The organism is Geobacillus thermodenitrificans subsp. thermodenitrificans DSM 465, assembly GCF_000496575.1.
In the GTDB taxonomy this organism is placed as follows: Bacteria; Bacillota; Bacilli; order Bacillales; family Anoxybacillaceae; genus Geobacillus; species Geobacillus thermodenitrificans.
In genome coordinates this window covers 133,335-159,875 of record NZ_AYKT01000005.1, presented here as the reverse complement: position 1 = coordinate 159,875, position 26,541 = coordinate 133,335, and the positions used below count along the sequence as shown (strand labels likewise).

At 51.5% G+C, this 26,541-nt stretch carries 24 protein-coding genes and 1 riboswitch; of the genes, 20 read left to right on the top strand and 4 right to left on the bottom strand.

Annotated features, from left to right (window positions below; genetic code table 11):
* Positions 1 to 123 precede the first annotated feature (123 nt).
* From DSM465_RS0106035 to DSM465_RS0106000, 8 genes are all read left to right on the top strand, one after another.
* A complete protein-coding gene (locus DSM465_RS0106035) occupies positions 124 to 513 on the top strand; it encodes a MerR family transcriptional regulator (protein ID WP_029760903.1) in 390 nt (129 codons plus the stop codon).
* Positions 510 to 2,039, top strand: a complete 1,530-nt coding sequence (locus DSM465_RS0106030; protein ID WP_029760902.1) for a class I adenylate-forming enzyme family protein — start codon at positions 510 to 512, stop codon at positions 2,037 to 2,039. The genes DSM465_RS0106035 and DSM465_RS0106030 overlap by 4 nt, the downstream gene beginning before the upstream one ends.
* A 26-nt stretch (positions 2,040 to 2,065) precedes the next feature.
* A complete protein-coding gene (locus DSM465_RS0106025; protein ID WP_029760901.1) occupies positions 2,066 to 3,745 on the top strand; it encodes an acyl-CoA dehydrogenase family protein in 1,680 nt (559 codons plus the stop codon).
* 394 nt (positions 3,746 to 4,139) lie between these two features.
* Complete coding sequence (locus DSM465_RS0106020) at positions 4,140 to 5,981, top strand: monovalent cation:proton antiporter family protein (protein WP_029760899.1); 1,842 nt, start codon at positions 4,140 to 4,142, stop codon at positions 5,979 to 5,981.
* Between the two features lie 69 nt (positions 5,982 to 6,050).
* Positions 6,051 to 6,986, top strand: a complete 936-nt coding sequence (locus DSM465_RS0106015) for an alpha/beta hydrolase (RefSeq protein ID WP_029760898.1) — start codon at positions 6,051 to 6,053, stop codon at positions 6,984 to 6,986.
* A 68-nt stretch (positions 6,987 to 7,054) separates the two neighbouring features.
* A complete protein-coding gene (locus DSM465_RS0106010; protein WP_029760897.1) occupies positions 7,055 to 7,723 on the top strand; it encodes an SOS response-associated peptidase in 669 nt (222 codons plus the stop codon).
* Between the two features lie 12 nt (positions 7,724 to 7,735).
* Positions 7,736 to 8,140 carry a thiol-disulfide oxidoreductase DCC family protein gene (locus DSM465_RS0106005; protein ID WP_029760895.1) on the top strand — a complete coding sequence of 135 codons (405 nt, stop codon included), beginning with the start codon at positions 7,736 to 7,738 and terminating at the stop codon, positions 8,138 to 8,140.
* Positions 8,141 to 8,197: 57 nt separating this feature from the next.
* On the top strand, positions 8,198 to 8,593 hold the full coding sequence (locus tag DSM465_RS0106000; RefSeq protein WP_008879374.1) for a ClpX C4-type zinc finger protein: 396 nt from the start codon (positions 8,198 to 8,200) through the stop codon (positions 8,591 to 8,593).
* Positions 8,594 to 8,605: 12 nt separating this feature from the next.
* Here DSM465_RS0106000 and DSM465_RS0105995 read toward each other — a convergent pair whose 3' ends face one another.
* From DSM465_RS0105995 to DSM465_RS0105980, 4 genes are all read right to left on the bottom strand, one after another.
* Positions 8,606 to 9,799: an MFS transporter gene (locus DSM465_RS0105995; RefSeq protein WP_029760893.1), complete on the bottom strand. Its 1,194-nt coding sequence runs from the start codon at positions 9,797 to 9,799 to the stop codon at positions 8,606 to 8,608.
* Positions 9,800 to 9,913: 114 nt separating this feature from the next.
* A complete protein-coding gene (locus DSM465_RS0105990; protein ID WP_172437897.1) occupies positions 9,914 to 10,759 on the bottom strand; it encodes a MetQ/NlpA family ABC transporter substrate-binding protein in 846 nt (281 codons plus the stop codon).
* A 40-nt stretch (positions 10,760 to 10,799) separates the two neighbouring features.
* A complete protein-coding gene (locus DSM465_RS0105985) occupies positions 10,800 to 11,465 on the bottom strand; it encodes a methionine ABC transporter permease (RefSeq protein ID WP_011887284.1) in 666 nt (221 codons plus the stop codon).
* Entirely contained in the window at positions 11,455 to 12,468 is a 1,014-nt protein-coding gene (locus DSM465_RS0105980) for a methionine ABC transporter ATP-binding protein (protein ID WP_011887285.1), read from the bottom strand. Before DSM465_RS0105980 ends, DSM465_RS0105985 begins: the two co-directional genes overlap by 11 nt.
* An 89-nt stretch (positions 12,469 to 12,557) precedes the next feature.
* A riboswitch (SAM riboswitch) is annotated at positions 12,558 to 12,665 on the bottom strand.
* Between the two features lie 192 nt (positions 12,666 to 12,857).
* Between DSM465_RS0105980 and DSM465_RS0105975 the strand changes: the two genes are divergently transcribed.
* From DSM465_RS0105975 to DSM465_RS0105920, 12 genes are all read left to right on the top strand, one after another.
* The gene (locus tag DSM465_RS0105975; RefSeq protein WP_029760892.1) at positions 12,858 to 14,393 is read left to right on the top strand and encodes a bifunctional ADP-dependent NAD(P)H-hydrate dehydratase/NAD(P)H-hydrate epimerase; all 1,536 of its coding nucleotides are present in this window, start codon (positions 12,858 to 12,860) and stop codon (positions 14,391 to 14,393) included.
* A 275-nt stretch (positions 14,394 to 14,668) separates the two neighbouring features.
* Positions 14,669 to 15,109 carry a GNAT family N-acetyltransferase gene (locus DSM465_RS0105970; protein WP_011887287.1) on the top strand — a complete coding sequence of 147 codons (441 nt, stop codon included), beginning with the start codon at positions 14,669 to 14,671 and terminating at the stop codon, positions 15,107 to 15,109.
* Positions 15,110 to 15,235: 126 nt separating this feature from the next.
* Positions 15,236 to 15,985 carry an IclR family transcriptional regulator gene (locus DSM465_RS0105965; protein ID WP_008879365.1) on the top strand — a complete coding sequence of 250 codons (750 nt, stop codon included), beginning with the start codon at positions 15,236 to 15,238 and terminating at the stop codon, positions 15,983 to 15,985.
* A gap of 2 nt (positions 15,986 to 15,987) precedes the next feature.
* Positions 15,988 to 16,689, top strand: coding sequence for a 5-oxoprolinase subunit PxpB (gene pxpB, locus DSM465_RS0105960; protein ID WP_029760891.1), 702 nt, complete (start codon positions 15,988 to 15,990; stop codon positions 16,687 to 16,689).
* The gene (locus DSM465_RS0105955) at positions 16,673 to 17,653 is read left to right on the top strand and encodes a 5-oxoprolinase subunit C family protein (protein ID WP_029760890.1); all 981 of its coding nucleotides are present in this window, start codon (positions 16,673 to 16,675) and stop codon (positions 17,651 to 17,653) included. The genes pxpB and DSM465_RS0105955 overlap by 17 nt, the downstream gene beginning before the upstream one ends.
* Entirely contained in the window at positions 17,640 to 18,410 is a 771-nt protein-coding gene (locus tag DSM465_RS0105950; RefSeq protein ID WP_029760888.1) for a LamB/YcsF family protein, read from the top strand. Before DSM465_RS0105955 ends, DSM465_RS0105950 begins: the two co-directional genes overlap by 14 nt.
* Positions 18,407 to 19,600, top strand: coding sequence for an NRAMP family divalent metal transporter (locus tag DSM465_RS0105945; RefSeq protein ID WP_008879361.1), 1,194 nt, complete (start codon positions 18,407 to 18,409; stop codon positions 19,598 to 19,600). The genes DSM465_RS0105950 and DSM465_RS0105945 overlap by 4 nt, the downstream gene beginning before the upstream one ends.
* Before the next feature lie 154 nt (positions 19,601 to 19,754).
* Positions 19,755 to 20,591 carry an HAD family hydrolase gene (locus tag DSM465_RS0105940; protein ID WP_029760887.1) on the top strand — a complete coding sequence of 279 codons (837 nt, stop codon included), beginning with the start codon at positions 19,755 to 19,757 and terminating at the stop codon, positions 20,589 to 20,591.
* 203 nt (positions 20,592 to 20,794) lie between these two features.
* The gene (locus DSM465_RS0105935; RefSeq protein WP_008879359.1) at positions 20,795 to 22,477 is read left to right on the top strand and encodes a long-chain fatty acid--CoA ligase; all 1,683 of its coding nucleotides are present in this window, start codon (positions 20,795 to 20,797) and stop codon (positions 22,475 to 22,477) included.
* Positions 22,477 to 23,457 (top strand): phosphotriesterase family protein, encoded by a 981-nt coding sequence (locus tag DSM465_RS0105930; RefSeq protein WP_008879358.1) that lies wholly within the window; start codon positions 22,477 to 22,479, stop codon positions 23,455 to 23,457. The genes DSM465_RS0105935 and DSM465_RS0105930 overlap by 1 nt, the downstream gene beginning before the upstream one ends.
* A gap of 320 nt (positions 23,458 to 23,777) precedes the next feature.
* Positions 23,778 to 25,457 (top strand): DUF6044 family protein, encoded by a 1,680-nt coding sequence (locus tag DSM465_RS0105925; protein ID WP_029760886.1) that lies wholly within the window; start codon positions 23,778 to 23,780, stop codon positions 25,455 to 25,457.
* A 1-nt stretch (position 25,458) separates the two neighbouring features.
* The gene (locus tag DSM465_RS0105920; RefSeq protein ID WP_008879356.1) at positions 25,459 to 26,481 is read left to right on the top strand and encodes a glycosyltransferase family 2 protein; all 1,023 of its coding nucleotides are present in this window, start codon (positions 25,459 to 25,461) and stop codon (positions 26,479 to 26,481) included.
* The last annotated feature ends 60 nt before the right edge of the window (positions 26,482 to 26,541 follow it).

Here is a 26,541-nt window from a genome sequence, read left to right as displayed (position 1 = left end):
AGGGTGTCTCGTTTCTGTTGAGACACCTTTTTTCTTTGATGAGAAAGCAGGAGGTTGATTGACTTTTACGTCAACGTCAATTAAAATAAAATTCAGAATATTAAATCTACAGAAAGGATTACGATGGGCTATTTTACCATTTCTGATTTGGCGCAGGAGTTTCATGTAAGCACACGGACGATCCGCTATTATGAAGAGCGCGGGCTGCTTACCCCGATTCGGACGGAGTCAGGGCAACGGCTGTATACGAAAAAGGAGCGGGCAAAGCTCAAGCTCATTTTGCGCGGCAAACGGTTCGGCTTTTCGCTTGAGGAAATTCATGAGATGATTGCGCTGTTTGATGAGGATCGCACCGGAAAGAAACAACTCGAAAAAACGGTCGAATATGGACGTAAAAAAATTAAGGAGGTGAGCGAGCGGATTGACGATTTGCTGAAGCTGAAGGCGGAGATGGAGGCGTTGCTTTCCGATTTTGAAAAGCGATTGCGAGAATGGGAGGATAGAGCTGAATGAACATTTCTGAACTTCTCGCCCGTCATGCGAGGAAGTTTCCTGAAAAAACGGCGGTCATTGATGGGGAAACGGAGCTTTCGTATGCTGAAGTGAACCGAACGGTCAACCGTTTGGCGTCATCGCTCGCTCGGCTCGGGTTGGGGTGCGGTGATAAAATCGCGTTGTATATGCCCAACACAAAAGAGTTTGTGTTTTCGTACTTTGCCGTTTTGCGCCTTGGCGCGGTTGTCGTGCCGATCAACGCCCGTCTTACGGCATCGGAAGTACAGTATATTTTGGATCATAGCGATGCGAAGGCGCTCATCGCCCACGATTCAGTGCATCAGGCGCTCGTTCCGCTTGTTGGTAAAAGCGATGTCATTTGGATCAAGACAGGAAAGGAGGAAGATGGCTGGCGGTCGCTTGAGGAGTTGATCGGTTCGGGGGATCCAAAGGAGATCGTCTGTTCGGCTAAAGAAGAGGATGAAGCGACGATTTTGTATACATCGGGAACAACCGGGCGACCGAAAGGTGTGTTGTTCACTCATCGCAATATTATCACGGTTGCGGACATGATCGTGATCGAAACGAAAATCGATCGCCATAGCCGCTTGCTGCACCTGATGCCGCTTAGTCATTCGGCACCGCTTCATCTGTTTTTCGTCGGTGGTATGTATGTCGGCGCCACTCACGTCGTAGCGCCCGCGTTCTCCCCTGAGGCGTTGCTTGAATTGGTGGAGCGGCATAAGATTACTCACTTTTTCGGCGCACCAGTGGCGTATTTGTTAACGGCAAAACACCCTCGGTTTATGGATTACGACCTGTCTTCCGTCCGTTATTGGATGTACGGAGGGGCTCCGCTGTCGCGCGAGGAAGTGCGGTTTGTTGCCAGCCGTTTTGGCGCTGAGCGGGTGATGTGCCTATACGGATTAACGGAGGCCGGCCCGAACGGTACGTATTTAGCTCCTGAGGAACATGAAGAAAAAGCAGGAAGTGTCGGTAAATATGCCGCCCTCCATTGTGAAGTGGCGATCGTCGATGAACAAGGAAATGAAGTTGCGCCTGGTGAAGTCGGCGAGATCGTGTTGCGCGGCGAAAGCGTGATGAAAGGATACTACAAAGATGAGGAAAAAACGAATGATGTGATCCGAAACGGCTGGCTGTACACGGGGGACTTGGCGCGCCGTGATGAGGACGGCTACATTTGGATCGTCGATCGGAAGAAAGATGTCATTATTTCTGGAGGAGTTAACATTTATCCGAAGGAAGTCGAAGATGTGCTGCGGACGCATCCAGCGATCGCTGATGTCGCCGTGATCGGTGTGCCTCATCCGGAGTGGGGCGAAACAGCGAAAGCGTTCGTTGTGCTGAGTGCGCCGCTTGAGTTGCTTGCTGAGGATTGTAAGCGCTTCCTATCTGGTAAGCTGGCTGACTATAAAATTCCCCGCTTGTATGAGGCGATTGCTGAATTGCCGCGCAACGCGACGGGAAAAGTGTTGAAACAAGTGCTCCGGGCGCGGGAGGCGGCGCAGGAAGTACAGGGATGATGAGAAAAGAGGAAAGGGGAGGGACGATGAAACCGCTTCGTGAAGCCGATCCGAATTTGCTTGCCAATTTGAAACGGTATTTGGATGATGAATTGTACCAGTATGCTGAAGAAAAAATTGAATCGTTTTACGAATTTTGCTTGACGGAGGTCGACCGCCGCGCTGTGCATACCGACCGTGAAGGGCAACCGCGTCTAATGAAGTACGACCGTTTTGGAAACGACATTTCCGAAGTGTGGGTGAATGAAGGATACGAACAGACGGCGAAACAGACGTATGAAACGGGAATCGTCGGCTATGTGCATAAACCGATTCCCGAGCTCGGGAAACAAGGAAACTATATTTACTCGTACGCCCAAGGATACATCTTATCGCAAGCCGAGCCCGGGTTTTATTGCCCGGTGACACTGACGATGGCGACGGCGTATGTGCTTGAACATTTCGCTGATCATGAGTTAAAAACTCGGTACTTGCCTCATGTCATTTCCACCGGTGAGATCGAGCTGTATGAAGGGGCGACGTTTTTAACTGAGCGGCAAGGCGGGTCGGATGTTGGGGCCAATGCAGTGCGCGCTGTACCGTGCGGGGATCATTATAAACTGTACGGAGAAAAATATTTTGCCAGCAATGCCGGGCGCTGCGGCGTAGCGCTCGTGTTGGCGCGCATCGACGGGAGCGGGCCAGGGACGAAAGGGTTGAGCTTGTTTCTCGTTCCATGGCGCAACGAGGATGGGACGTTAAACGGCATCACCATCCGCCGTTTAAAGGATAAATTAGGTGTGCGCGCCGTGCCGTCCGCCGAAGTTGTGTTTGATGGAGCCAAGGCTTATGTCGTCGGCGATCCGCGAAAAGGTTTTTATTATATGATGGAAGCGCTCAATTTGTCTCGTGTTTGCAATGCGATCGCCTCAGTCGGTATCATGAAGCGGGCGCTCGAGGAAGCGAAACAATACGCCGAGCGGCGCACGGCGTTTGGCCATCAACTGACCGATTACCCAATGGTGCGCGGGACGCTCGCCGACTTGACGGCGCGTCAAGAAGTGGAAACGAGCGCCTGCTTTGAGATGGTCGCCTTGTTTGACCGCGTCATGACCGCGCCACATGAGGCAGATGAATCGGAGAAAGCATGGCTCAGGCTTCTGATTGCCCTTCTTAAGATGCGTACGGCCGAAGAGGCGATCGCGTTTAGCCATGAAGCGATTGAAATGCACGGTGGCAACGGGTACATTGAGGATTTTGTCACCCCGCGTCTGCTTCGTGACGCCCAAGTGCTGACCGTCTGGGAAGGGACAGCCAACATTTTGGCGCTCGAGGTGCTGCGGCTCATGCGCAAATACCGTATCCACGAGCGGTTTGCCGCCGAGATGAAGGCACGGCTCGAGAGGGTGGCGGACGAGATGAAGCTGCTCGCTCGTCCCGTGGCAGAGGGGCTTAAGGAATTGGTGGCAGCACTCGCACGTCTTGGCGGCCAGGCGGAGGAAGTGCAGACATTTCATGCGAAAACGGTGGCCAACCGGATGTGCGATGTGTATTTGAGCATCATTGCTCTCGAGCGCGGGCAAGAAAATGAGCGAAATCGATTGATCGCTGAGCTGTTTTTGCAACGTGTCTGGGAGCGGGGGCTTGTCGATGAACGGATGACATCGGTGCGTGAGTTTGACTTGATTGTTCAAGCGAAAGGAGCAGCGCCGCTTTCGCATTCATGAGCGGATGGCACGCAAGGGATGATGAGCGAAAGAGATGCACGCTCTTTTGCGGGCATCTCTTTTTGCTAGATGGATAGCTGCCTAAACGAACAAGTGGGTCAAGTGACAAAATTTCAAGCAAATATCCTATACAACAAAGGAAGGAATCGTTTCCCGACTCAATGTCATCTTGTCGTGTGTCTACAAAAACGATGACTGCTTAAAATCGGCCGAGGTGGAAACAGCGATTCAGTTGCACCGCGCCTTAAAATTCGTTAAGATGAAAAGTCTAGAAGGCCGTAAATTGATTTTGGCGGTGGCTGCCGCTAAACACGGATGAGCCGCTCTGTTCTCGTTTGGCAGGAACACGGCTCCGACGGCCTTTTAGGAATGTTCGTTTGGAAAGGGGAAAGTTATGGCCGAACAGTCATCGCTCACTTCGTTATTGATTGTTGTTGTTGCGGCGTTTTTAACGCCTATCGCATTAAATCGGCTTCGGTTGCAAATCATTCCGGTCGTGGTGGCGGAAATTCTCGTTGGCATTGTGATCGGAAAAACAGGGTTTGATCTTGTACAACCGGACATGTGGATTGAGACGTTGTCTACGCTTGGTTTTTTGTTTTTAATGTTTTTAAGTGGGCTGGAAATTGACTTTTCGATGTTTGCCAATCAACCGAAAACAACCGGCAAACAAAGAAAAGAACCAAATCCGTTTGGAGTTGCTCCACTCATTTTTGTGGCGATTTTTGCTTTGTCGTACGGTCTTTCCTATTTATTTGTCGTCTTTGGTTATATAGACAACGCGTTTTTCATGACACTCATCATTTCGACCATTTCCCTCGGGGTCGTTGTGCCAACGTTAAAAGATACAAACTTGATGGAGACAACCATTGGACAGACAATTTTACTTGTTGCGGTGATTGCTGATTTAGCGACAATGATTTTGCTGGCTGTGTTCGTTTCGCTTTATGAGCCTGAACATGGAAGTACATGGCTGTTGCTTGGCTTATTTGCTTGCGGGGTCGTGTTTTATTTTGTCGGAAAACATTTCAAGAGACGGTCGTTTGTCGAGACAATGGCGAAGGGAACAGTTCAAATCGGAACCCGCGCGGTATTTACTTTGATGATTGTGCTCGTCGCATTGTCCGAGACATTTGGAGCGGAAAACATTTTAGGAGCATTTTTAGCCGGGGTGCTCGTTTCGCTGTTGTCGCCGAATAAAGAGTTGCGCCATCAGCTTGATTCGTTTGGCTACGGTTTTCTCATTCCCATCTTCTTTGTCATGGTCGGTGTTGATTTAAATTTACGTTCGCTCATCACTGAACCAACGATTTTAATGATGATTCCGTTTCTTTTTTTGGCGCTGATCGTATCGAAAGTCGTCCCGGTGTTTTTGCTCCGCATTTGGTATGATACGAAAATGACGTTGGCCGCCTCGTTTTTGCTTGTGTCGACATTGTCGCTTGTCATTGCGGCAGCTGCCATCGCCAAACGGATCGGGATGATCGATGAGACGATGGAAGGGGCGCTCGTTTTAGTAGCTGTTTTGTCTAGCATTGTGGCACCGACTTTGTTTAAAAAATTGTTTGTTCGCCCGAAAGACGAAGGAAAAATCACCGTATCACTCATCGGAGTGAATCAGTTTACCTTGGCGGCTGCCCGGGAGCTTGATTTGCATCGATACGACGTAAGGCTTTTTCATGCTCAGCGGGAAGACATGGAGCGAACAGGAGCGGGCGATGTTTTCTCCATCGTTCGTATCGCTGATTACACAAAAGAGGCGTTGGAAGAGCAGGGAGCTTTTGCGGCTGACATTGTTGTCGCTTGGACTGGGAATGAGAAGGTGAACGCTGATGTGGCGCTAGCGGCGAAGGAACAAGGGGTTGGGCGAGTTTTGGTGCTTGCAGAAAGCCCGAAACAAGTGGAGCGGTTGAACGACGAGGGGATTGAAGTGTTATCTGTGCTCCGCTCAACCAGTTCCATGCTGCGGGCGTCCATCGAATCACCAAGGGTGGCGCGGATGATGATCAACAAAGATACAACACTGCATGAAGTGGCCATGAACAATCCGGATTATGACGGGATCACGCTTCGTCGTTTTCCATTTATGGGCGACTGTATTATCGTCCGTATTTTCCGCGAGAATGAGTTTATCGTGCCTCATGGCGATACGGAATTGCAAAAAGGCGATCGGCTGATTGTGACGGGTTCGGGCGAATATGTTGAACAGTTGCGCCATCGGCTTGAGAAAGCATAAAAATGATAGAGGAGAGAAGAGGGTCACGTGTAGTGGATAGAATGAAAAAACGAATGAGGAGAGGAAGCGATGGAATTAGGCCGCGCATCACATCGTCCTATACGGCGTGTTTGGATTCCGTTGTCGCTTGCCATTGTTGCGCTCGGGGTGCTGGCTTGCATCGGTTTGTCCGTTTATGTCGGCTGGCAGCTGACTCATAAAGAGCGCCAGCCGATTACCGAGGCGCCGAACGACTACGGGATGGTGTATGAAAATGTCATCTTTACAAGCAAAGACGGGGAGACAGCGCTCAAAGGCTGGGTCATTTCGCCGCAGAAACCGGCGCGCATGACAGTCGTTTTTGCCCATGGGTACGGCGGCAACCGCATTCAGAAGAACGTTCCGTTTTTGCTGCTTGCCAAGCGGTTGGCGGCGGAAGGCTACCGCGTCATTTTATTTGATTTCCGTGCCAGCGGCGAGTCGGACGGAGAGATGATTACGATCGGTGTGAAAGAGAAAGAGGATTTGCTTGGCGTCATTGATTACGCAAAACAACATTACCGCGAGCCGGTCGCTTTGTATGGCATCTCGATGGGAGCGGCGACGTCGATTTTGGCAGCAGCAGAGGATCGTGATGTTCGTGGGGTGATTGCTGATAGCCCGTTCAGTGACTTGGAATCGTATTTGCGCGCCAACATGCCCGTATGGACGCATTTGCCTGATGTGCCGTTTACGTATTTAATTTTGGCGATTGTGCCGGCGTTGGCTGATTTGGATTTAAGATTATCTTCGCCGATTCACGCGGTTAACGATGTGGCACCAAGGCCGGTGTTGTTCATCCACAGTAAAGATGACCGTTCGATCCCGTACGAAGAAAGTATGAAGTTGTATGATACCCATCCAGATATTTTTCAACTATGGCTGACGGAAAAAGCAGATCATGTGAAAAGCTTCTCGTTATATAGAGAAGAATATACAAAACGGGTATTGGCATTTTTGCGTTCATTGGAATCGCCATCTCCTTAAGGTGGCCGAGGTTTGCTCTCGGTCGCTTTTTTATACCTGAAACAACATCATAAAAAGGAGCGAAGAACATGTGCGGCCGGTTTACACTTATTGCGGATTTAACGACATTGCAAGCCCTATTTCGTTTTCGTTATCAGGGCTCGCTCGCCCCGCGCTTTAACATCGCTCCCAGCCAGGAAGTGTTGACGGTTGTGGCCGAAGAAGGGGAGCGAGTCGGCAAAATGATGCGCTGGGGGCTTATCCCGTTTTGGGCGAAAGATGCTCGCATCGGGGCGAAAATGATCAACGCGCGAGCGGAAACGGTCGATGAGAAAGCGAGCTTCCGCCATGCGTTCAAGCGGCGACGCTGTTTGATTTTAGCCGATGGATTTTATGAATGGAAAAAAGAGGGGACAAAAAAAGTGCCGTATCGGTTCACGCTCGCAACGGACGAACCGTTTGCGTTCGCTGGGCTGTGGGAGCGCTGGGACGGGCCAAGCGGGCCACTGGAAACGTGCACGATCATTACAACGAAGGCGAATAAACTCGTTGCGGCCATTCACGATCGGATGCCGGTCATTTTGCCTTTCGAGCGGCATGAAGACTGGCTTGATCCAAGCTTTGATGACAGCGAGTATTTGAAATCGTTCCTGCAGCCGTATCCGAGTGAACAAATGCGAATGTACGAAGTGGCGCCGCTTGTCAATTCACCGAAAAATGATATTAGCGCCTGCATTGAGCCGGTCAATAGCCGATAAGGGGGGAGTGAGGTGTCTCCCATCATTCTTTTTGATGGCGGCTGCTTGTTTTGCCATGACAGTGTGTGGTGGATCGCTGCGCGTGACCGGAAGGCGGTGTTCCGCTTTGCTGCGCAACAAAGCACCGTCGGTCGGGCGTTGTTGGAAAAGGGAAATGTACTAGGAAGAGATACGGTCGTCCTCATCGAAGACGGTTGTTATTATATCAAGTCGGATGCCGTTTTGCGCATCGGCCGTCACCTTGCCTGGCCATGGAATGGGCTGGCGGCGGCTGGACTTCTCGTTCCGCGGCTGCTCCGCGACTTCGTGTATGACCAAATTGCCGCCCGCCGTCACCGCCTCATCCGCAAGCAAGACCGTTGTCAGCTGCCGCCCCCTGAGTTGCGCGCCCGTTTTCTAGATGAATCGCTGCAGTGAGGAAGGAAAATGTGCCTGTTTGTCGTATTAGAAAGGAAAAATATAAGGAGGGGGAGTATGACAAACGGGACAACACGGTGGCTGGATGAATGCACGGCCGCGGCGCTTGAGCGGTTTGCCGATGATGTGGCTGCGATGGCCGAACAGAGCGGGGACGAAGCTCGCCGTCGATTTTACGAAGGGATGGCGGTGGCGGCGAAATTGACAGCACTGCGTTGGGAAGGCAAATGTGCTTATATTGATAGCCATTTGCTTGATAACGTGTATGAAGCGCTCTCCGTCTTCCCTCTTGAAAAGCTGGAAGAGGCCTTGGCGTTGGAAGCGCAAGAAGCGTGCGACGGTCGCTGTTCGTTTTGTTTGAAAGAAAAGCCGCGGCTCATTAACGGACCGCTGGCATCAATTTGTGAAGATTGCCTGCAATTTGGGCTGCAAGTCATTACGAAGCAACCGTAATGGAAGCGGCGGTCATCTTACGTGTGATGGCCGCCGTTTTTCCGCAAACAGGATGAGTGGGTAAGATAAGGAGAGTAATGCCAAAATAAAGGCGATGACGCCGATCCAATGAAAGTGAACCCAAACGTAACCGCCCGCCGTTCCGGCGAGGCTTGACCCTAAATAATAGAAAAGAAGATATAAGGAGGACGCTTGCGTTTTATGAATGTGCGTCCGTTCCCCAATCCAAGCGCTTGCAATCGAATGGCAGCCGAAAAAGCCAAACGTAAACAGCGCCAGACCGGCTATTTTTACGAGTGCCGAAGGAGCGAGCGTGACAAACGCTCCAAGTGCTGTTACAGCCACCGAAAGGCGAAGGGTGCGCGCATGGCCGTACTCATCTGCCTTCCGCCCCATATACACAGAGCTGAAGCTGCCAAAGATATATACAATAAATAAAAACCCGAGCACCGACTGGCGGAACGAATACGGCGGTTCGCTTAACAAAAAGCTGATGTAATTGTAGAGCGTCACAAAGCCGCCCATAAACAAAAAGCCAAGGACAACGAGCGCCATTAGCGGCTTGTTGCGAAGATGGACAGCGTACGTCCGCCATGCTGCTTCGTCGCTGTTTCGCCGCTGGGGTGCCTGTCTTGGAGCAGGCAGAAGGGCGGTGAAGGCGAGGCAAAGCGCTAGGGAAAGAAGGCCGATGATCCCAAGTGCCCATCGCCATGAAAAAAGATCGGTAAGCACCCCAGTCAAAATTCGTCCGGCCATGCCGCCGATCGATGTGCCGCTAATATAAAGCCCCATCGCTTTGCCGACGCTTGCCGGGTGGAATTCTTCAGCGACATAGGCCATCGCCAATGAAGGAATGCCTGCTGCTGAGATGCCAATGAAGGTACGCGCTGCAAGCAGCACCGCAAAGTTTGGGCTGAACGCCATTGCGATGGCAAGGAGCGAGGTCAGCCACATCGATACTGTCATCACGCGTTTTTTGCCGATTCGATCTGACAAGTTGGCGGCGATCAGCATCATAACCGCAAGCGTACCGGTCGATGCCGATACGGTTAAGCTCGCTGCTGCGGCGGAAACGTCAAACTGTTTAGCGAAAATCGGCAGCAGCGGTTGGGTCGTGTACAGGACGGCAAATGTCACAAAGCCGCCAAAAAATAATGATGCGCTTGCTTTGATGTATTCGCTGCTTCCTTTTTCAATGTATGTCAACATTGATCGCCTCTTTTGGAACGAAATGAAACGGAACACTTCTACTATACTGCTTTTTTATCCCCATCGTCTACAGAAGAAAATGCCGCCCATGCAGAGCGGCGTATCGTTGTGTTATTTGTTTCGTTCTAGCATCCATTTCGGTTTGCCGAACCCTCGAAACTCTTGATCAATGACTTTCTCAAATTCTTTTGACTCGACTGCTTCTTTGAGATCTTTGACAAACGGTTGGTTCAAATCTTTTGTATTGACAACAATGCGATTCCGGTAGTCATCCGGCATGTTTTCCAACGCTAAGGCGTCGGTTAAATCCATTTTCGCCGCTAAGGCGAAGTTGCCGGGGACAGCTGCCAAATCAACACTTTCCACCGTGCGCGGCAGCTGGCCAGCTTCAATCGGCTTGAATTGGAGATGTTTCACATTTTCTTTGACATCTTTTTCTGACACCGTGAGCGGGTTTACGGCTGAGTCGAGTTTAATTAAGCCGTGATCTTGCAAAATTAACAACGTCCGCGCCAAGTTCGTCGGGTCGTTCGGGATGGCGATTTCGCTCCCGGCGGCCACTTCATCAAGTGATTTGAATTTGTTTGAATAAATGCCCATTGGGGCGGTCGGTACAACGATGACTTCCGAAAGGTCCAAGTTGTGCTCTTTTGCGAAATTTTCCATATAAATTTTGTGCTGGAACAAGTTTGCATCTAGGTCGCCGTTGGCTAAAGCCAAGTTTGGTTGGATATAATCGCTGAATTCGACGACGTTTACTTCATACCCTTTTTTCTCCAAAATCGGCTTGATCGCCTTATTCACCATATCACTGTACGGACCGGAAGTCGCTCCGATTGTCAACTCTTTTTTCTCTTTCGATTCAGCGCTGCTCTCAGATGAGGAGCTGCTGTTGCCGCAGGCGGCAAGAGTGCCGAACACGAGAAGCAATGTGAGCGCCATCAACCATTTTTTCATCATGAAGTCCTCCCTATGAGTGAGTTTAATAGTAAGCGGCCTATCGCTTGTCAACAAGACGAGCGATGCGGTCGCCGGCAAACTGGATGACTTGGACAAGGCAAATTAAAATAACAATAGTGGTGATCATGACCGTATTGTCATAGCGGTAATAGCCGAAACGAATGGCTAAATCGCCGACACCGCCGCCGCCCACGATTCCGGCCATTGCGGAATAGCCGACTAAACTGATTGTTGTAATTGTTATTCCTTGTACAATGCCCGGTCGGGCTTCTGGGAGCAGCACGTCTTTAATGATCATCCACGGCGTCGCCCCAACCGCCACCGCTGCTTCAATAACGTCTTTTTCAATCTCGCGCAACGAGGTTTCCACGATTCGTGCGAAAAAGGGAATAGCCGCCACCGATAAAGAAACAGAGGCTGCTGTCGGTCCGATCGTAGTTCCCGTGAGGAGCTTTGTCAGCGGTAAGAGACCGACAAGCAAAATGATAAACGGAATCGATCGAACCATGTTAACGAGAAAGCCGAGAACGGATTTTAAAATGGCATGTTCCAAAAACAAGCCGCGGTCGGTGACGAACAGCAAAACGCCAAGCGGCAATCCAACAATGATCGCGACAAACAAGGAAATAGCCACCATATAAATCGTTTCGAAAAACGCCTTATTCAACTCCGGAAGCAGGCCTAGTAATGTATCAAGCAGCATGCGAAACAACCTCCAATCTGTTCGTCCGTTTAGCGATATAATCCATCGCCCGTTGAATTTCATCCTCTTTCCCGATCAGCTCCATCACAAAAATACCGAGCGGTTTGTCTTGGATATACTCGATTTTGGCATGCAAAATATTTCCTTTTACTTCAAATTGTTGCAACATATCGGAAACGATTGTTTCCGTCGCGCTTTTGCCTTCAAACTGAATTTTCACGATCGTCCCCGTATGCGTTTCCCGTAAATGTGCAGGCAAGTCAACATGCATGACGCTATGGACGAACGATCTCGTTAATTCTTCTTTCGGATGGGTAAACAGCTCATAAACGGTGCCGAGTTCAATCACTTTGCCGTTTTGCATGACGGCAACGCGGTCACATATATGTTTGACCACTTCCATTTCGTGAGTAATGAAGACGATCGTAATACCGAGCTCACGGTTAATTTTTTTCAGCAGTTCTAAAATCGATTTGGTCGTGCTCGGATCGAGCGCCGATGTGGCTTCATCGCATAACAGGACGGTCGGATTGTTAGCGAGTGCCCGGGCGATGCCGACGCGCTGTTTTTGCCCGCCACTCAGCTGCGCCGGATAGGCGTCCCGCTTGTCGGATAGACCGACCATGTCGAGCAGCTCATTGACCCGTTTTTCGATGTCCGGTTTCGGTTTTTTAGCTGCTTTTAAGGCGAAGGCGATATTTTCAAATACTGTTTTCGAGCTAACTAAAGAAAAGTGTTGGAAAATCATTCCGATTTTTTGGCGCACTTGCCGCAGTTCTTTGGCATCTAATGCTGTTACATCGATCCCATCGATGAGAATGCGGCCGGATGTGGGACGTTCTAGGGCGTTTAAGCAGCGCAGCAGCGTGCTTTTTCCAGCGCCGCTGTAGCCGATGATGCCAAAAATTTCACCATCGCGAATCGTAAGTGATACGTTGTCTACCGCAACGGTTTGTTTCTTTTTCGTTGTATACACCTTTGTAACGTTTTGAATGTCGATCATGTCCATCCTCCTTGTGTTGATAGGTAGAATTTGGTAAACAAAAATGCCTCTTTCATTCGGAAAGAGGCATCGGTGGTATGTAAACTCCCGACTTATCTTTCAGAATGAAAGCCATTCTGCAGGAATTAGCACCGTTCCCTCAAGGGGAGGTTGCCGGACGTCATTGGGCCTGTTCCCTCAGTCACTCTTGATAAGCGGTTTGCTGTATGTAATTTTTATGAAATTCATGATAATGCGACAGCTATGTGTTGTCAATATGTATTTTCCATTCGGATTCTTCAGGAAACGTTTACATCGTTGCGCTTCTAGAGAAAATATTTGTGCTCGTCTTTCGCTTGGAAAAATTGTACACTAAACAATAGGGATGGAAATGGAAAGGGGAATGGGCAATGATTCCGATCGTAACGGCTGATGAAATGTACGCCATTGACCGAGAAGTGGCCGAGCGGATCGGCATTCGTGATGACTCGTTGATGGAAAACGCTGGGCAGGCACTGTTTCGGGTGTTGAAAGAGCGAATTCCACACACGGCTAGGGTGGCGGTGCTCGTCGGGACGGGCAATAACGGCGGCGACGGATTGGTCATTGCACGCATGTTGAAAAGTTATGGTTATGACGCCGATGTATGGCTCGTGCCGCTGCAAGAGAAGGTGAAAGGCGCGGCGCGCACGGCGCTTGAGGTGTACGAGCGGTCGGGGTATTCTTGGATAGCTTATGAGGGGAATGAACGAGCGTTTGCGGCACACGTGCCACATTACGACGTCATCATTGACTCGCTCCTTGGCATTGGCATCAAAGGAGACGTGCGCCTGCCGTATAAAGAAATCATTGAGCAAGTGAATCGCACGTCCGCAACGGTATACGCGATCGATGTGCCAAGCGGGGTGCCGGCTGATGGAGGCGATGTCAGCACCGCCATTCGTGCTGATGCGACGCTTACCGTCCAATGTCCGAAGCTTGGGGCGTATACGTTTCCTGCGGCGGATTATTACGGAGAGATCGCTGTGGTCGATATCGGCATCCCGCCGCTAGCGGTGCAGGTGAAGACAGATGCCCGGTTTTTGTGGGAACATAGCGATGTGGTGCAGACAATGCCGAAGCGAAAACGGTCATCGCATAAAGGAACGCACGGTAAGCTGCTCATTGTCGGCGGATCTAAGGAGATGAGCGGGGCGGTAACGATGACAGCGAAAGCGGCACTTCGCAGCGGGGCCGGGCTTGTGACGATGGCCGTTCCGGAAACGGTGTACGAGGCAGTTGCCAGCCGTGTGCCGGAGGCGATGTACCGGTTATGGCCGGCAGAGGGTGGCGCATTTGCTGGCGTGGCTGATTGGGCTGGGCTTGATATCGACGCGATGGCCATCGGCCCGGGAATGGGGCGAACGGAAGGAGTGCGACGCTTAGTGAGCGAACTTGTGCGCCAGCCAGTGCCGCTTGTCATTGATGCAGACGCTTTGTTTTTTTGGGATGACTACGCCGAACGAGTGCGCGAACGGAGCGCCCCGACGGTGATTACCCCGCACCCGGGAGAGATGGCGCGCATTGTCCATCGTTCCATTCGCGAAGTGGAGCATGACCGCTTTGGCGTATCGAAGCGGCTGGCTATGGAATATGGTGTGTATGTCGTCTTAAAAGGGCCGTATACGATTGTCACCACGCCAGACGGGGCGCAATATGTGAACGCGACCGGCAACCCGGCGTTGGCTAAGGGGGGAAGCGGCGATGTGTTGACTGGCATCGTGGCGGCGTTTTTGTTGCAGCATGAGGCGGTGCAGCCGGCGGTGAATAATGCTGTGTTCGTCCACGGCCAAGCAGCTGATTGGCTTGTGCAAAACGGTCATTCACTGTGGGACGTCTTGGCTTCTGACGTCATTGACGCATTGCCGGCTGTGTTGGCTAGGCTGGGCGATGGTGCGCAAGTGTGAACGTGATGGGAGTGGCCAGCCGTTTTACTAGGAAGAAGGTCTTGGCTGCTCAACGTTTACGGATAAAGAAAAGAAAGGAAGCGTCTTCAAAGCGCGCTTCCTTGTTTGCTTTTGGCAACAAGCGATTCAATGTGCCCAACCGGTCCCGCGGTTCGTTATGCTTTTTACGTACGAGCAGGACGATCCGCTTTCCGGGGAAGCGGGGGTGGGGGAATCTTATTCTTCCATTTTTGGATAAACATAGATATAATTAATTGCATAAATAGAGAAGGGGGATGGAAACCGTGCCACAATTCGTTTGGCTTGAAACTGAAGAGGAAGTGAGAAGCGCTTTTCCAGTCATGCGTGAGCTGCGCACTCACTTAGATGAGGAAACGTATGTCGCGCTTGTGCGTGAAGCGAAAGAAAAAGAAGGGTACAAGCTAGTGGCCTTATATGATCAAGATAAAATGGTTGCTGTCATCGGATTCATGCCGATGATCACACTCTATAATGGTCGTTTTATTTGGGTGTGTGATTTGGTCACCGCTTCGAGCGAGCGGTCGAAAGGGTACGGGAAAGCGTTGTTGTCGTATGTACACGATTGGGCGAAAGCGCATGGCTACGGGATCGTTTCGTTATCGTCCGGTTTGCAGCGAACCGATGCCCATCGTTTTTACGAGCAAAAGATGGAATATCAAAAAGTGAGTTATGTGTTTTTGAAACGTTTATCTTGAAGCCAACAGCGTCCATTTATCGGACGCTGTTTGTTTTTTGTAGAAAATAATTGGACTTTTCGTTATAATTTAAATAAAATTCATATTTCGGAATTATCATTCCGATATTCGGAACAAGGAGAGGCCATGAATAAAACGGTTTTGAAAACAAAAGAGCTGCTAGATTTGTTTCTTGATTGCGAGCGGTTAACGCTGCCGGAGATGGTTGCGCGGCTTCGGATGCCGAAAACGTCGGTGTACCGGATGGCGCAGTCGCTTGTGGCGCTAGGCTTTTTGCAAAAACAAGGCGACCAGTATGAACTCGGCTTGTCGTTATTGACGTTCGGAGCGCTTGTCGCCGAGCGGCTCGATATTCGTCGAGTGGCGCTGCCGGTCATGGAGCGGCTGAAAGAGGAGACGAAGGAAGCAGTGAATTTAGTCATCCGCGACGGCGATGAAGCGCTGTATATCGAAAAAGTGGAGACGTCCGAACCGGTGCGCGTCTATACGAAAGTTGGGCGGCGTGCACCGCTGTATGCTGGGGCGTGCCCGCGCGTCTTGCTTGCGTTTATGGATGAAGTTGACCGGGAACGGTATTTAGAACAAGTGGAACTAGTGAAAATCGCTAAATGTACGGTGACAGACAAACAAGTGTTGCGCCGATTGGTAGAAGAAGGCCGGAATCAAGGCTATACGGTTAGTTGTTCTGAGCTGGAAAACTACTCTGCTGCTGTTGCTGTGCCGATTTTCAACCATGAAGGGGCAGCGGTTGCTGGGTTGAGCGTCGCCGGTCCGGAACCACGTTTTTCGCCCGATGATGTGGTGCGCATCGTTCCGCTATTAAAGCAGGCGGCGATGGATATCTCACGTGAACTTGGTTTTCAAGGGAAGGGGTAACGATGGAATACACGTTGTTTCCGTTATGCGAATACGCGGTGACCGTTCGATTTGCCAGTTACATTGACGAAGCCGTAAACGATATCGTTCACGAAACAGCAGCCCGGCTTCAGGGAGAGAGAAAAGAAGGCATCAAGGAAATCGTGCCGGCGTTTTCCTCACTGACCGTCTATTATGATCCGGTGGTGGCCGGAAATTATGCTGACGTATGTGCCTGGCTGCGCGAGAATATCGGATCGACCGGACAGGCCACCCGCCATTCGACGCGAACCATCGTCATTCCCGTTTGTTACGGCGGCGAGTTCGGGCCGGATTTAGCGGATGTCGCCCGCTTTCATGGGATGACGGAAGATGAAGTGGTGGCGCTTCATTCCTCGGGCCGTTACCGCGTCTATATGATCGGTTTTTCACCCGGGTTTGCCTATTTAGGGGGCTTATCACCGCGTTTGGCGACGCCGAGGAGGTCGGTGCCGCGCACAACGGTGCCTGCCGGTTCGGTCGGCATCGCCGGCGGACAGACGGGTGTTTATCCGCTCGCGACGCCAGGTGGTTGGCAATTGATTGGCCGGACACCGCTTCGGCTGTTTGATCCGCATCGGGAGAAACCAAGCTTGCTTTCAGCGGGTGACATCGTTGAGTTTCGCCGGATTACCGCTGAGGAATTTGCACGTTGGAGAGAGGAACATGATGATGGACGTCATTGATGGTGGATTTTTTACAACTGTCCAAGATGGCGGGCGCATCGGCTATCGAAATGCCGGTGTGCCGGTTGGTGGGGTGATGGACGCTTGGGCGTATCGCCTTGCCAATGCGCTTGTTGGCAATGAGGGAGATGAGGCGGTGCTCGAAGCAACGATGTCCGGTCCGACCCTTCGTTTTCACGTCGAGACGGTCATCGCCGTATGCGGCGGCGATTTCCCATGCACGCTCAATGGAGAACCGATGGCCATGTGGAAACCGGTGATTATTCGGCCGGGAGATGTCCTAAAGGTTGGGGTGTGCCAGGCAGGGTGGCGCGCCTATATCGCAGTGTCAGGAGGCATCGGTGTTCCGTCTGTTATGGGTAGTCGCTCCACATACGTTCCAGCGCAGCTAGGTGGTTTGTCGGGCCGCCCGCTCCAGCCTGGAGATGTGCTTCCAATTGGCACTGCACGTGAGCATAACATTCGTAAGCCATTTCGTTGGGGACTTTCTTCAGATGCCGGTCGATATATCGACGGAAAAACGAAAACGGTGCGTGCTGTCCCAGGACCGGAATATAGCGAGTTTACGCCAGAAAGCCGCAGGCAGTTTTTTGCCGCCCGCTATCATGTGACACCGCAGTCCGACCGGATTGGTTACAGGCTTTCTGGACCGGCGTTGGTGCTTGGGCGCGAGCGGGAGATGGTGTCGGAAGCGGTTGTGTTCGGCACGGTGCAAGTGCCGACATCCGGCCAGCCGATCGTGTTGATGGCTGACAGTCAGACAACAGGGGGCTATCCGCGCATCGCCCAAGTGGCGGCAGCTGATTTGCCAGTGTTGGCACAGGCGCGCCCAGGCGACCGCATTCAATTTCAGCCGATTGCGCCGGAGGAAGCGGTGCAGCTTTATATCGAACAACAGCGGCGGCTGGGCCGCTGGATTGCGGCCATTCGCCGCCAATGGGGGGAGAAAGATGAAAACGATTGATTTGAACTGTGATTTTGGTGAAAGTTTTGGTGTGTATCGGCTTGGAAAGGAAGAGATTTTGCCGTATATCACTTCTGTCAATATTGCCTGTGGATTTCATGCTGGCGATCCGCTTGTCATGCGGCAAACGGTACAGCTTGCCATCCGTCATGGAGTCGCCATCGGTGCCCACCCGGGGTTTCCCGATTTGCTCGGCTTTGGACGTCGGATGATGGCTGTGTCACCGGAGGAGGTGTATGCGTACGTCGTGTACCAAATCGGCGCGTTGGCCGCGTTCGTCAAGGCGGAAGGGGGAGTGATGACGCACGTCAAGCCGCACGGCGCCTTGTACAATATGGCGGCGAAAGATGCGAGGATTTCAGAAGCGATCGCCAAAGCGGTATATGATGTCGATCCGACGCTCATCTTGTACGGCCTGGCGGGTAGCGAGCTCATCCGCGCTGGACAGGCGCAAGGCTTGCAGACGGCGAGTGAAGTGTTCGCCGACCGCACATATCAAGCTGACGGTTCGCTCACACCACGAAGCGACCCGCAGGCCATCATCGCCGATGAAGATGAAGCGGTCAAGCAAGTGCTCATGATGGTTTGTGACCGGCATGTCCGCTCAGTGCAAGGGACGGCGGTGGCGATTGAAGCCGATACGGTTTGTCTTCACGGCGACAATGAACAGGCGGTGCGGTTTGCTAAGCGGCTGCATGAAGCGTTACAAAATGAAGGCATCGCTATTCAGGCGATGCGGAAGGAGACGAGACGATGAACAAAAAAGAAAGCAGGCTCAGCGTGCTGATCGGAGCGGTCTTTCTCATGGCGACATCGGCCATCGGCCCGGGATTTTTGACGCAAACGACCGTATTTACCGTCGAGCTGGCGGCCAGTTTCGGGTTTGTCATTTTGCTTTCCATTTTGCTTGATATCGGCGTCCAAGCGAACATTTGGCGCATTATTGCTGTCTCCGAGCGACGGGCGCAAGATATTGCCAACGCAGTGCTGCCCGGCCTCGGGTATGTGTTGGCGGCGTTTGTGCTCCTTGGCGGACTCGCCTTTAACATCGGCAACATCGGCGGAGCTGGGCTCGGATTCAACGTGTTGTTTGGCATGTCTCCAAAGACTGGGGCAATCGTGAGTGCCATCATCGCCATCGCCATTTTTCTCGTCCGCGAAGCTGGCAAGGCAATGGACCGTTTTACTCAATTACTCGGATTTGTCATGATTGCGCTGACGCTGTATGTTGTGTTCACAGCTAAGCCGCCACTTGGCGAGGCGGCCGTTCGGGCGGTCGTTCCCGAAAAAATCGACTTTTTAGCCATTGTGACGCTTGTCGGCGGTACGGTTGGCGGATATATTACGTTCGCTGGAGGGCATCGGTTGCTCGATGCCGGCATCAAAGGGAAGGGAAGTTTGGCGGAAGTGACAAAAAGTGCAGTCTCAGCGATCGGTGTCGCCTCGCTTATGCGCATGTTGCTGTTTTTGGCCGCGTTAGGCGTTGTTGCCAAAGGATTGACGCTTGATCAAACCAATCCGCCAGCTTCGGTGTTCCGACTGGCCGCTGGGGAAATCGGTTACCGGCTGTTCGGTGTCGTTATGTGGGCTGCCGCCATTACGTCGGTTGTCGGATCGGCCTACACATCGGTATCGTTCATCCGCACGTTCCATCATGTTTTGGATCGGTTTCACCGCTGGATCATTGTGCTATTTATTCTGATTTCGACAGTCGTATTTGTCTTGATCGGCCGTCCAGTGAAAACATTGATTTTAGCCGGAACACTAAACGGACTGATTCTCCCGTTGTCACTTGGGGTTATGCTTGTCGCTGCCTATAAGCGAAACATCGTCGGCGACTATCGCCATCCGCTTTGGCTTACCGTATTTGGAGCCATTGTGGTCGCCTTGATGGCTTATATGGGAATATATACAGCCGTGCAGCAACTGCCGCAGCTGTTTCAGTGAAATGGAAAACGTGATGTCTGTCGTTCATTTCCAACATTTGCATTTCCTCGCCGCCCTTTTGTAATATAGAAACGGGCCTGCGGCAACCGCATTGCAGTCTTTATGGCTCAATGCATCAAGGCCACAGGAGCGGGGAAAGGAGACAAACAGAACGATGAACGGGGCAAATATTAAAGCGGTCGTGTTTGATCTAGATGGAACGTTATACGAGGAAACAGGGCATTTTGATTATTACGCCGAACAAGTGGCGAAACGGCTTGGTGAAACGGATCGGGCGCACTTTTGGAATGATTACCGGGCAGTGCTTGCCGGGCGTCATCCGCTTCGCATCGGCAGTGTGTATGATACAAAAGAAGATTTGATTTTATGGATGGAGAGAGGAACTATTCAAGAGGTGTGCAGCTGGAGCGGCGAACGGCTGGAAACCCGTGATGCCGAAGCGCTCTATCAGGGGGCGGTAACGATTGATTTGGACCGATTTTTCAGCATCGGTGACCTTTGGTGGGTGCCAAGTTCCATCGGCCGCCATTACGGACTGACGAACGAGGACACATATGCCGCGTTTTTAGAGACGCGCGAATGGATGATGAGCCCGGAGTTTGAAATGAACAGGACGCCGGAGCTTGTTGAGACGCTAGCCAAGCTGCGCGAGAAAATGACACTCATCTTGATGACGAACAGTCCAGAACCGGATAGTGAAGCGATTTTGCGGAAGCTTGGGTTGGCGGATGTATTCGATTATAAAATTTTCCAAGCGGCTAAGCCGCTCAAAACGGCTGTTCATTTGGAAGCCATCCACATGCGCTTTGGTGTTGATTATAGGCAAATGCTTTGCGTCGGCGACAATATCGGCAATGATATTGCTCCAGCCCGCGAGCTCGGCTGCCGGACAATGTTGATCGACGCGCATGGTTTGGCGAAGCCAGATGATGCCGATGTCATTGTTGCTTCGACATCAGCGTGTGTGCCGGTGCTGCGCCAACTATTGTAGTTGGCGTACTTTTTATTCGGATTTGTCTGAATGTTATTGAAATTATCTCTATGACTGATTACAATAAAAAGTAACAGTTTACATACTAACCGGTTAGTAAGCGGTGTAGTTAAGGTCTAGGTGTATCGGTAGTTTTGTTCATCGATTTCTGAAAACGGCGGTTGCCCTCGTGGGGCCGTCGTTTGAAAAGGGGGAGGGGTTTCATGAATACACGTCACTACCCATACTGGCCGAAGCGTCTGTCGAAAACGTTAACCGTTCCGGAAACGACGTTGGTCGATCATTTGGCAACAACGGCGAAGCGCTACCCAAACAAAACGGCGATTTATTACTATGGAGCCGCGTATTCGTACAAACGGCTGCTCGATGATGTGAATGCACTTGCCGGCTGCTTGCAGCAAAAGTTGTCCGTCGAACCAGGCGACCGCGTTTTGTTGTATATGCAAAATTCTCCGCAGTTTATCATCTCCTACTATGCCATTTTGCGCGCCGAAGCGATTGTCGTACCGATCAATCCGATGAACACCTCAGAAGAACTTTCCTTTTACATCAACGATTGTGAAACGAAAGTGGGGATTGTTGGACAGGAACTGCTTGACAAAGTCGTTCCTCTTTTCGGCCGGACGCCGCTTGAGCACGTCATTGTGGCTGCGTACGCCGATTATGCGTCCGATGAGTCGCCGGTTGCCTTGCCCGTTGAAGTGGCAGCGCCGCGGCAGATGATTAGGGATGAGCGCCTTTTGTTATGGACTGATTGTCTTGATGCTGGCTTGCCGCCACTTCCATATCACGGTCATGTCGATGATATCGCAGTCTTGCCGTACACATCCGGAACAACTGGGGTGCCAAAAGGCTGCATCCATCCGCATCGAACGGTGAACGCTAACACAGTTGGCGCCTATTATTGGAGCAATGTGACGAGCGATTCCGTCGCATTAGCCACATTGCCGTTTTTCCACGTCACCGGGATGGTGCATAGCATGCATGTGCCGATTTTTGCTGGCTCGTCGATCGTGCTCATGACGCGTTGGGATCGGGAGGCGGCTGCGCAGCTCATCGAGCGGTACCGATGCACTCATTGGGTGAATATTAGTACGATGCTCATCGACTTTTTAGCCAACCCAGCGCTCGGCCGTTACGATATCTCATCGCTTGCGAGCATTTCCGGCGGCGGGGCGGCGCTACCAGAAGCGGTGGGGGAAAAGCTGTTTGAGCTCACCGGTGTCCGCTACTTTGAAGGCTATGGGTTAACCGAGACGATTTCACAGACACATTTCAATCCGCCAGACCGGCCGAAGTTGCAATGCCTCGGCGTTCCAGCGTTTGATGTTGACGCACGCATCATCGACCCAGTAACTGGCCGGGAGCTTGGCGTTGGTGAAGTTGGCGAAATCGTCGTCCATGGCCCGCAAGTGTTCCTCGGCTATTATCGGCGCGAAAAGGAAACGGAAGAAGCATTCATGGAATTAGACGGAAAACGGTTTTTCCGCACCGGTGACATCGGGCGGATGGACGAGGAAGGCTATTTCTTCATTGTCGACCGCGTCAAACGGATGATCAACGCCTCTGGGTATAAAGTGTGGCCGACCGAAGTCGAGTCGCTCCTTTATAAACATCCAGCCGTCCAACAAGCTTGCGTCGTCGGCGTGCCGGATCCGCGCCGTGGTGAAACGGTCAAAGCGTTTATCGTTCTTCATGACGATTACGTTGGCAACGTGACAGAAGAAGAGATCATCGAGTGGGCCAAAACGCAAATGGCGGCGTACAAATATCCGCGCCTCGTCGAGTTCCGCACATCGCTGCCGATGACATCAAGTGGCAAGCTGCTTTGGCGGAAATTGCAGGAAGAAGAATATGAAAAAGCGGGGAAAGGGGCGAACACCTAATGGCAAGGATGGTGGAGACAGTCGTTGGCCCTGTGGCGGCGGATCAGCTTGGCAAAACGCTCATCCATGAACATTTTCTTTTCGGCTATCCGGGATTTCAAGGCGATGTGACACATGGCCCATTCCGCGAGAACGAAGCACTTTGCGTGGCGATAGAAGTGGCGGAGAAAATGAAACGGCACGGCATCCAAACGGTCGTCGACCCAACGCCGAACGACTGCGGGCGCAACCCGGCGTTTTTGCGACGTGTCGCTGAAGAAACTGGACTGAACATCATTTGCGCCACCGGTTATTACTATCAAGGGGAAGGGGCGCCTCCGTATTTCAAATTTCGCCAGCTGCTCGGGACGGCCGAGGACGATATTTATGGCATGTTTATGACCGAATTGACAGAAGGGATTGCCGATACGGGAATCAAAGCCGGTGTCATCAAGCTAGCCTCGAGCAAAGGGCGCATTACCGAGTATGAGAAACTGTTTTTCCGCGCCGCCGCCCGCGCGCAAAAAGAAACGGGTGCGGTCATCATCACCCACACGCAAGAAGGAACGATGGGGCCGGAACAAGCCGCCTATCTGCTTGAGCATGGCGCCGATCCGAAAAAAATTGTCATCGGCCATATGTGTGGCAATACCGACTTAGATTACCACCGTCAGACGCTTGCTTACGGCGTATACATTGCTTTTGACCGTTTCGGCATTCAAGGGATGGTCGGCGCTCCGATGGATGAAGAACGGGTTCGTACTTTGCTTGCTTTGCTGCGCGATGGGTATGCTCATCAAATCATGCTGTCACACGATACGGTCAATCTTTGGCTCGGTCGACCGTTTGCGCTGCCGGAGCCGTTTGCCGAGATGATGAAAAACTGGCATGTGGAGCATTTGTTTGTGAACATCCTCCCTATATTGAAAAAAGAAGGAATCCGTGACGAAGAGCTTGAGCAAATGTTTGTCCGCAATCCGGCTGCCTTGTTCTCCGCTTAGATGGTCAAAAAGCGCTGCTTTTAATCATGCGGCGGCACAGCTGAACTAACAGTTCGTCTGTCTTCAACAGAGATACAAAGGGAACCCTCATACGGTCGTTCCGTGCGTATATAGAGTGATGAAAGGGGGCGTTGCTTGTAAGTCCCCTTCTTCCTTGTGCGGGTTTGGTGAATGGATGAATGTGAAACCGCTGTTGCTTGGCTTGGACGGGCAATAGCGGCTTTTTATTTAGCATCCGCTTTTTTCCATCATCATGAATAATTTTCCTAAGGCGTTGAAAAATAAGGAAAGACATGAGCCGGGCGAAAGGAGGAGAAAAGGTGCCGGCGATCGAAAAGCGACTCCTGTTCTTCTCGCTGCTTGCCATCGCCTTGTACGTGTCGCCGTATTTTGTGCTCGGTGAAGATGCACATATGCGCGTCCATGACAATTTGGATTCGAACATTGCTTGGTATAAAGTGCTCACCCGCAGCGGTGAGTTGTTTGGACCGATCGATGGAGTTATCCCGCAAATCATTAACGGGCTGCCGCGCAATGCGTTCGGCACAGAATTCAGCGGCATCGTGTGGCTTCATGCCTTGTTTCCGTCCGTTTACGCCTATGGTCTCAGCCAAGCGATCACTCGCGTTTTTGCGTTCATCGGCATGTATTTGCTGTTGAAAACACATGTCCTGCCCGGCCAGCGTTGGCTATGGATCCGTATCGGTGCTGCCTTGACGTTTGCGTTGACGCCGTTTTGGCCGTCGGGAATGTTAAGCACGCTCGGCATGCCGCTCGCGCTTTGGGCGTTTTTAAACATCCGCAACGGTGAGCGCTCATGGGTGAACTGGGCGGTATTGACGCTATTGCCGCTTTATTCGAGTTTTGTTCTAGGCTTTTTCTTTTTCTTAAGCGCGCTTGGTGTTTGGTGGCTTATTGATGTCATCCGCGGAAAAGGGTGGAACTGGCGGTTTTTTGCCGCGATCGCCTATATGACAATGCTTTATTTGGCGGTTGATTACCGGCTTGTTCATTCGCTTTTGTTTGCCGATGAACCGACAAGCCGTGACGAGTATTTCCATGCTCGCCTGCCGCTTTGGCGCGTCATTCGTTTGACATTCAAAAACTATGTGCTCGGACATACACATGTGATGACCGTGCACGGGTTCGTCATCTTGCCGTTGACGTTGCTCGCCTTATATTTGGTATGGAAGCGGAAGCGTTGGCGGCAGGAAACGCCGTTTGTTGTGCTACATGTGCTGAATTTTGCCTTGTCCACATGGTATGCGTTTTGGTTTTACAAAGGATGGCTGCCGCTAACCGAACGATTCGATTTACTCGATAAGTTCAATTTTGCCCGCTATCATTTTTTGCGGCCGATGGTCATTTATGTCTTGTTTGCGATGGCGCTGAAAATTGTTTGGCAGGAAGGACGGAGATGGCGGGCGGTCGGCGCAGCGGCGATAGCCCTGCAGCTGTTGGTGCTCATCTCGTACAATGAGGAAATCGTCTATCGCAATAAACCGTCGTTCCGGGAATTTTACGCCGAGAAGCAGTTTGCCGTCATCCGTGAGTATATTGGCCGTCCTGTGCATACATACCGTGTCGCCAGCATTGGCATCCATCCGGCGATCGCTCAATACAACGGTTTTTACACACTTGATACGTACAACAATTTCTACCCGTTGGAATACAAACATCGCTTCCGCCGCATCATTGCTAAAGAGCTCGAAAAAAACAAAAAGCTGCGCGAGTATTTCGATGAGTGGGGCGGACGCTGCTACTTGTTTGTTGATGAGCTTGGCAAACATTATATGTTTAAGAAAAACTCAAAACGAACGATCCGCCATCTTGAATTAAACACGAGGGCGTTTTACGAGATGGGTGGGCGCTATATTTTTTCGGCGTTGCCGATTGAAAACGCAGCAGAAAATGCCCTTCGCCTTGAACGAGTGTTCCGATCTGATGAATCGGCATGGACGATTTATTTATACAAAGTGATGCGGGAAGGAGGAAAATGACATGTCCGATCCGGTATTGGCTATAGTCGTACCGTGCTATAACGAGGAAGAAGTGCTGCCCGAGACAATCGGCCGCTTGCGGTCGTTGCGTGAAGAACTGATCGAAGAGCGACTCATTTCACCAAAAAGCGCGCTCCTGTTTGTCGATGACGGCAGCCGTGACAGCACATGGAAGCTCATTTACAAGGCGAGCTTGCGGTATCCGGAAGTGAAGGGATTGAAACTGGCGCGCAATGCCGGTCACCAAAACGCGCTGTTGGCTGGGTTGTTTGCAGCTAAAGCGCATGCGGACTGCTTCATCTCGATCGACGCTGATTTGCAAGACGATTTGTCAGCCATTCGCGCGTTTGTACAAAAATTTCGCGAAGGCTATGATATCGTTTACGGCGTGCGCCGGCGGCGCGACACGGACACGTGGTTTAAACGTCATACCGCCCAAGGATTTTATCGGTTAATGAAGATGTTTGGCGTCGATCTCGTTTATAATCATGCCGACTATCGACTGATGAGCCGGCGCGCTGTTGAAGCGTTGGAACAGTTTGGAGAAGTGAATTTGTTTTTGCGCGGCATCGTCCCACTTATAGGTTTCCGGTCGACATCCGTTTATTACGACCGGAAGGAGCGGTTGGCGGGGAAAACGAAATACCCGTTAAAAAAGATGATCGCTTTTGCGCTCGATGGTGTGACATCGTTCAGCATCACTCCGATCCGTTTCATTTCGCTCATCGGGTTCGTCTCTTTTGTCGTCAGTCTGATGTTCGGCGCTTACTTTCTTTTTTTAAAGTGGGCCGGGCATACAGAGACGGGCTGGACATCGCTGATTACGTCGATTTGGCTGTTAGGGGGATTGCAGCTCATTGCGCTAGGGCTGATCGGTGAGTATATTGGTAAAATTTACAAGGAAACAAAACGGCGGCCGCGCTATATCGTTGATTTGGATTTATGGAATTGGCCGCTGCCGCAGCGGCTGTCGCCAGCATCGACGTCTGAAGAGCCGGACGCGGCAGAATTGACGCGGCCGTAGCAGGAGAAAAGGCAGGTGGCGTTCGGCACTGCCTTTTTTTCTTTTCTTGCAATTGAAAAA